The following is a 5,839-nucleotide window of genomic DNA, read 5'->3' on the forward strand; positions in this document are numbered from 1 at the left end:
GGGCGCAACTGTACGCGGGGCTATATCGTGAAGGCTGAGTATCAGAATACCTCGGCGCAGGATACCCAATGGCTGGCCTTCAATATTCAGCGCCCGCGGTTGACCGCAAGATTGGCCGCCCAGTAGGTTTTAACGCGCGAGTAAACGATGTACTGGCCCATTCGCCAGTCGGTAATGCGGTAAGGGCCGCTGGCCAGCGGCGGGGGGGAGAGCGGGTCGCTGAGTTTGTGGTCCCGCCAGAACTTTTCCGGCATGACCGGCAGGGTGAACAGGCTGAGCATGTTCTCTTTGCCCGCCTGGCCGAGCTCAATGCGCACGGTGAGCGGGGCGATGGCCTTGACGCGGGTGCCTTTGTAGAACAGGCGAAACTGCGGGACGCCTTCGGTCATAAACTTCTGGAAGGTAAAGGCGACGTCGCTGGCGCGGATCGGCGTGCCGTCATGAAAGCGGGCCTGCGGATTGAGGGTGACCTCCACCCACGAAAAGTCATCGGCGTAGCGCGCCCCGTCGGCGATCAGCGGATAGTAGCTGCCCGCTTCGTCGTCGGAGGTGGTGAACAGCGTATCGTACAGGGCATCGGTACGCACGCCGGGGTTGCCGCGCAGCGCGTAGCGGTTGAAGTTGTCGAAGGTGCCAATGGAGGCGAGCGTGATGCCGCCGCCTTTTGGCGCCGTCGGGTCGGCGTAGGAGAAATGACTAAAGCCGTCAGGGTATTTCGGCTCGCCGATAATGGCGAAGCTGTGGCTCTCTTTCACGGTCTGCGCCTGACCGTTAAGGCTAATAAAGGTAACTAATATCAGGCAAATACGCGCGAACATGGCCAGGTTATTATCCTCTGTTGGCGGGCCCAGAGCGGGCCCATCCATAGATTAAATCATCATCAGCGCTCGGCGGCGGCGAAGTATTTCGCCGGTTCGTCGTGCGCGGCGAGCAGCGTTTCCAGCGGCAGAGGCCGGCTTATCCAGTAGCCCTGCAGGTAGTGCACGCCGTGCTTGCGCAGCCACTCCGCCTGTTCAGGCGTTTCAACCCCTTCGGCAACGGTCAGGAGCTGCAGGCGGCGGCTCAGCGTCAGCACGGCATCAAGCACCGGCGAAGTGACGGTTTCGGTCCCGATAGCCTGTACGAAGCCGCGATCGATTTTCAAATAGTCGAAGTTGTAGCGTTCAAGATAAATCAGCGCGCTGTGGCCGGTGCCAAAATCATCAATCGCAATTTCAAAGCCCTGCTCGTGCAGCCAGTCAAAGATGGCCAGCGATCGGTTCTTATCGATCATCGCGCGTTCGGTTATCTCCAGCACTACGCTAAAGTGGTTGGCAGGCAGGGCGGCGGCAAACTGCCGTAAATCCGGCTTAAAGCTGTCGGCGTGCAGGTGGGCTGGGGAGATATTCAGACCGAGCTTGCTCCCCGCCGGGAGGATCTTTTGCAGCGTTGGCGCATCGCGCGCGATCAGCGCCAGCAGATGGTGGGTCAGCGGCACGATCATCTGCTGGGTTTCGGCCAGGTTGATAAAGACGTCCGGGGGGATCTCGCCGGCGACCGGATGGCGCCAGCGCATCAGTACCTCAACGCCGCTAATGTGCAGGGTATCGGCTTTGACGACCGGCTGATAGACGATGTAAAACTGGTCGTTCTTTATTCCCATCAGGATTGCTTTTCGCGGATCGGACTTGATCGATAGCACGTAATAGCCCAGCAGTCCCGCCAGCAGCCCGCATACCACGCCCAACAGCAGGGCGTACTGGGTGTTTTCAGCCAGCCAGGTGTTGGCGTAGAGGTAGACCTTGAGCGGCAGCCCTGCGATCTGCGCTTCGCGGCTCGCCGTGGCGGGGATCGCTTCGGGGTTAAGCGGCCGGCTGCTGAAGGCCGAAATGGCGCGGTTGTTGACCACCAGCGCGATGCCGCTGAAGTCATTCTGGCGGGCGGAATAGAGAATATAGGGCGTCAGGTTGGTATTAATTGACACGAAAACGCCGTCGTTGCCGCCGTGTGGGCTGCGCACCCACATCGCCAGCGCCGAGCTTTTTGGCATCATCGGCGTACCCGGCAGAATGGCCATATCGATGGGTTTAGTGATATCGAGCTGCGGAATAAGCTGCTCCAGAGGGGTGTTCATGGGGCCGGTTGCCGAGGAGCAAAACGCCCGGCCATTTTTCACCAGCAGAAATGCCCGCACGTTTGGGCTGAACGCGGCATGGGCGGTCAGGCCCGACGCGACGTTCTCGCAATCCCGGTCGACCAGCGGCTGCAGGTCGGCAATGGTCTGATTAAGCTCGTGGAAGTACTCATTCAGGTAAACGTTGACGTTTTTGATGATGGAGTCAAAGCGTTCCGCGCGGTTGTGATAGATAACCATAAATTGAATGCTACCGGCCAGCAGGGCGACGATAACCCCAATCAGTGTGCTGGTCAGCCAGATTTTACGCCGGGGTGAGAAGTAGCGGGTAAGCATAGGCTATAGTCAGTCCGTGTTTAAGAGGCGCGCTAATGGGGTGAAAGAAAAACGATTTCACCGTTTCCATTTAAAGACATAGCTTATATTGCGGCTTTGCGAGGCGATGAGCAAAAAAAAACACTGCCCTGGCAGTGTTTTTTAATTTCCGTTCGTCAGCCAAGGGAAAACTGACGACGAAAGAGATTACGAACGGCTCAGTACACGGCGCGCTTCGTTATAGCGCTTTTTCCAGTACGGCTCGTTCATGCTGGAGATGGTCACACCGCTGCTGGTGGAAGCATGAACGAACTGGCTGTTGCCGATGTAGATACCCACATGGCGGCCAGTGGAACCCGCTCTGAACAGGACTAAATCACCCGTACGCAGCTGGGAACGTGAAATCGATTTGCCAGAATCCTGCTGCTCTGACGTTGAGCGCGGCAGTTCCAGACCAAACTGTTCGCGGAAGGTGCGCTGCACGAATGCCGAACAGTCGATGCCTTTCCGGGTGCTACCGCCAAGGCGGTAACGCACGCCTTTCCAGCTAGCATACTGGTCCATCAAACGGGACTTAACGTCCAGGTTGTTGACCATTGTTTCAAATTCATCCTGAGAGGCTTGCAGTGATGATAAATCGCCACTACCCACACCAAGCGTCTCAGAATGCATATTCTTTGCGGTACTACTTGTCGAACTACAGGCAGAGAGCAAAACTGCCACTGCAACCGCGGGAACGACCCGCAGGATATATCTCAAAATCGGCTGAGATTTGACCATGTTGTGTGTTTTCCCTTGTTGTCCTTAACGACAATGTCGTTATAAAAAATGCCAAACGTGTTAGAGCCTAAATACCTGGCAGCAATGAGACAATTCCTTAAATCTGAATTTGTGCAGTAACGCACAATTTAATTCTGATGCCGGTTTTACGTTGCTGGAAAGGCAAAACGAGAATGAGATTACCCTATCAACACTGGGATGGCGAGCGGTTTTGCGAGATTTCTTATAAGAATTTTTGCGACAAAAAGTGAATCATCGGGAAAGGCCAAAATAGCGGCAGAGATGGGTAAAAAATACGCAATTACCTCATTTGTAAGCCGATTAATGTGACAGAAAGATGATTGTGGGGATAAAAAAGGCGCAACATAAAAAAAGGGACCGAGAACGATCCCTTATGGATATTTAATAATATGCGACGGAAATGTTAATTTTTGTGCAACCCGCCGGGCAGGGTTCGGTCGAACCAGGCAATCATTTTGTCGCTCAATGGCGTCAGCAGAACCCAGGGGGCGCCGACCAGCAGCGCGGTTAATGAACCGACGGCAATATCGGTAAACCAGTGGGCGCCAATCATCACCCGCGGGAAGGCAAACACGACGAAAATGGCGAGGGAAATAGCAAACGCCCGACGGCCAAAATAGCGCCACATGAAGGCGGCGAAAATCAGCAGCATCATCCCGTGATCGCCCGGGAAGCTATCCTTCGAGGCATCTTTGGTCGGGAATGAGACCACGTCGCTGACCTTAACGATACCGCTAAACGAGAGCGACGGGCTGGCGCGCTTAACCGGCATCAGGTGCTGCGCCAGCTGGTTTATCACCACCGCCGACAGCAGCATGACCAGGCCGATGATGACGATTCGGCGGCGGCCGGCGCTTTGCTCCTTCAGCCAGAAGCTCAGCATCACGGCTCCCATCGCCAGCAGAGAGCAGGCGTCGAAAGCGCGGTTATTGATAATCGCCAGCAGCCAGGTATAGCCGCGGCTGACGCCGACGTTGTGGTTAAAGAAGTGGAAAATGGCGGAATCCAGCGGAAACCACAGCCCGTGGTTGGCGGGCAGATACCATGATAAAAAAAGCGCAATACCCGCGGCGTTAAGCAGCAGGATAAGGGAGATTCGGGTTTTATTCATAACGGTCGCATATTGTGTAAATGGCGGCAAACATAGCCGCCTTAACTTAAACGTAGCCTCAACAGAGCGGCTTGTAGTGCATTCCAGTCCGCCTCGCCGTCGCAGATAAGCTCTATGCGGCTGTCCGGCGGGGCGACGTTCTGCGTTTCAATATTGAGGTCCAGCCCCTGACGGTTAATCCGCACCAGGCCTTCGGCAATACGCATCACGCCCTTCACGCGGCCCACCGGGGCCAGCCGCGCCCACTCCAGCAGGCCAACGGTATCGAAGGTGGTATCGGCGTCAAATATCCAGCCGCAGGCCCGGTAGCCCTGGCCTTCGTTGAGGCTGCGGCGCCAGCGCTGGTGGCCGGTGAGACTCAGCGCCGCGAGGCCCTTTTTCTGCCCGTGGCCGTGCGCATGCTCCGCGCTTTCCGGCAGCGGACGAAGATTAAGCCGCGGCAGGTCCAGCAGCGCCGGGTCAATACTTCCCTGGGTGGCGCTGACGTGCAGGCGCTTGCCGGCATACTCCTGCCACCAGACGCCGAACGCGCGCTCGCTTTCGACGGTCATCCGGTCGGTTTTATTGCTGATAATGACGTCGGCGGCGGCCAACTGATCGCGGAAGTTTTCGTTGGCCACCACCTTCGGGTCCAGAAGCTGACGGGGATCGAGGACGCACAGCGTCGCGCGCAGGTCGATCCACGGCTCGTAGACCGCGGCGGTGAGAATATCGAGGATCTGTTTCGGATGACCGAGCCCGGTTGGCTCAATCAGCAGCCGGTCCGGCTTCCCCTGGCGCAGCAGGGTATTCAGCCCGACCTGCATTGGCAGGCCGTTGACGCAGCACATGCAGCCGCCGGGAATTTCTTTGAGTAATGCGCCGCTATCGGCCAGCAGAGCGCCGTCGATGCCCACTTCGCCAAACTCATTCACCAGTACGGCCCATTTTTCATCTGCAGGCTTGTGGGCCAGCAGATGAAGAATCGAGGTCGTTTTACCGCTGCCGAGAAACCCCGTGATCAAGTTTGTTTTGGTCACATTTTCTCCAGGATAGAAATGTAATGTTGTAACAGTTGGCGACTATCCTGACGAAAAAATGGGGAAAAGAGAAGGCTTACGACGGACAGAAAATATTTCTGTCCGTTAAACAGCAGAAATTGTTAAGAATCCAGCGCGGCGGCGATGGCCTCGCGCGCGCCCAGCGACGAGAGCTGGCGCCAGGCCGTGGTGACGTTGGCGACAAATTCGGCGCTGTGGGGAAGGTCGTTGCCAAAAATCTCTTCGAGGGAGAGCAGGGCGCTAACCCGCTCTTGCTCATTGCTGCCGGCGACCAGGGCGTGGATTTTCTCCGCCAGCGGGTCGCGAACGTCAATCGGCTGGCCGGCATCGTCCACGCCGCTGACGTAGCGCATCCAGCCGGCGACGCCAAGCGCCAGCAGCGGCCAGCGGCTGCCGCGGGCAAGATGCACCCGGATGCCGTCAAGAATGCGCTGCGGGAGCTTCGGGCTGCCGTCCATC

The 5,839-nt window shown here is 57.1% G+C and carries 5 protein-coding genes and 1 pseudogene; all 6 read right to left on the reverse strand.

Going from position 1 to position 5,839, the window contains the following annotated elements:
* Positions 1-89 precede the first annotated feature (89 nt).
* Positions 90-818 (reverse strand): annotated as a pseudogene (locus tag PFH44_RS24270) (ABC transporter substrate-binding protein); the annotation flags it as partial.
* Between the two features lie 62 nt (positions 819-880).
* Complete coding sequence (locus PFH44_RS24275; RefSeq protein ID WP_283826414.1) at positions 881-2,449, reverse strand: cyclic di-GMP phosphodiesterase; 1,569 nt, start codon at positions 2,447-2,449, stop codon at positions 881-883.
* Between the two features lie 186 nt (positions 2,450-2,635).
* Entirely contained in the window at positions 2,636-3,208 is a 573-nt protein-coding gene (mepS, locus tag PFH44_RS24280; protein ID WP_045855908.1) for a bifunctional murein DD-endopeptidase/murein LD-carboxypeptidase, read from the reverse strand.
* Between the two features lie 424 nt (positions 3,209-3,632).
* Positions 3,633-4,340 (reverse strand): phosphatase PAP2 family protein, encoded by a 708-nt coding sequence (locus PFH44_RS24285; RefSeq protein ID WP_045855905.1) that lies wholly within the window; start codon positions 4,338-4,340, stop codon positions 3,633-3,635.
* Positions 4,341-4,381: 41 nt separating this feature from the next.
* A complete protein-coding gene (locus tag PFH44_RS24290; RefSeq protein ID WP_283826415.1) occupies positions 4,382-5,359 on the reverse strand; it encodes a CobW family GTP-binding protein in 978 nt (325 codons plus the stop codon).
* Positions 5,360-5,481: 122 nt separating this feature from the next.
* Positions 5,482-5,839: mannitol dehydrogenase family protein (locus tag PFH44_RS24295; RefSeq protein WP_463671572.1), on the reverse strand; the 358-nt coding region annotated here is incomplete at its 5' end.

This window comes from Klebsiella sp. Ech2A, assembly GCF_030078455.1.
GTDB lineage: Bacteria > Pseudomonadota > Gammaproteobacteria > Enterobacterales > Enterobacteriaceae > Klebsiella > Klebsiella terrigena.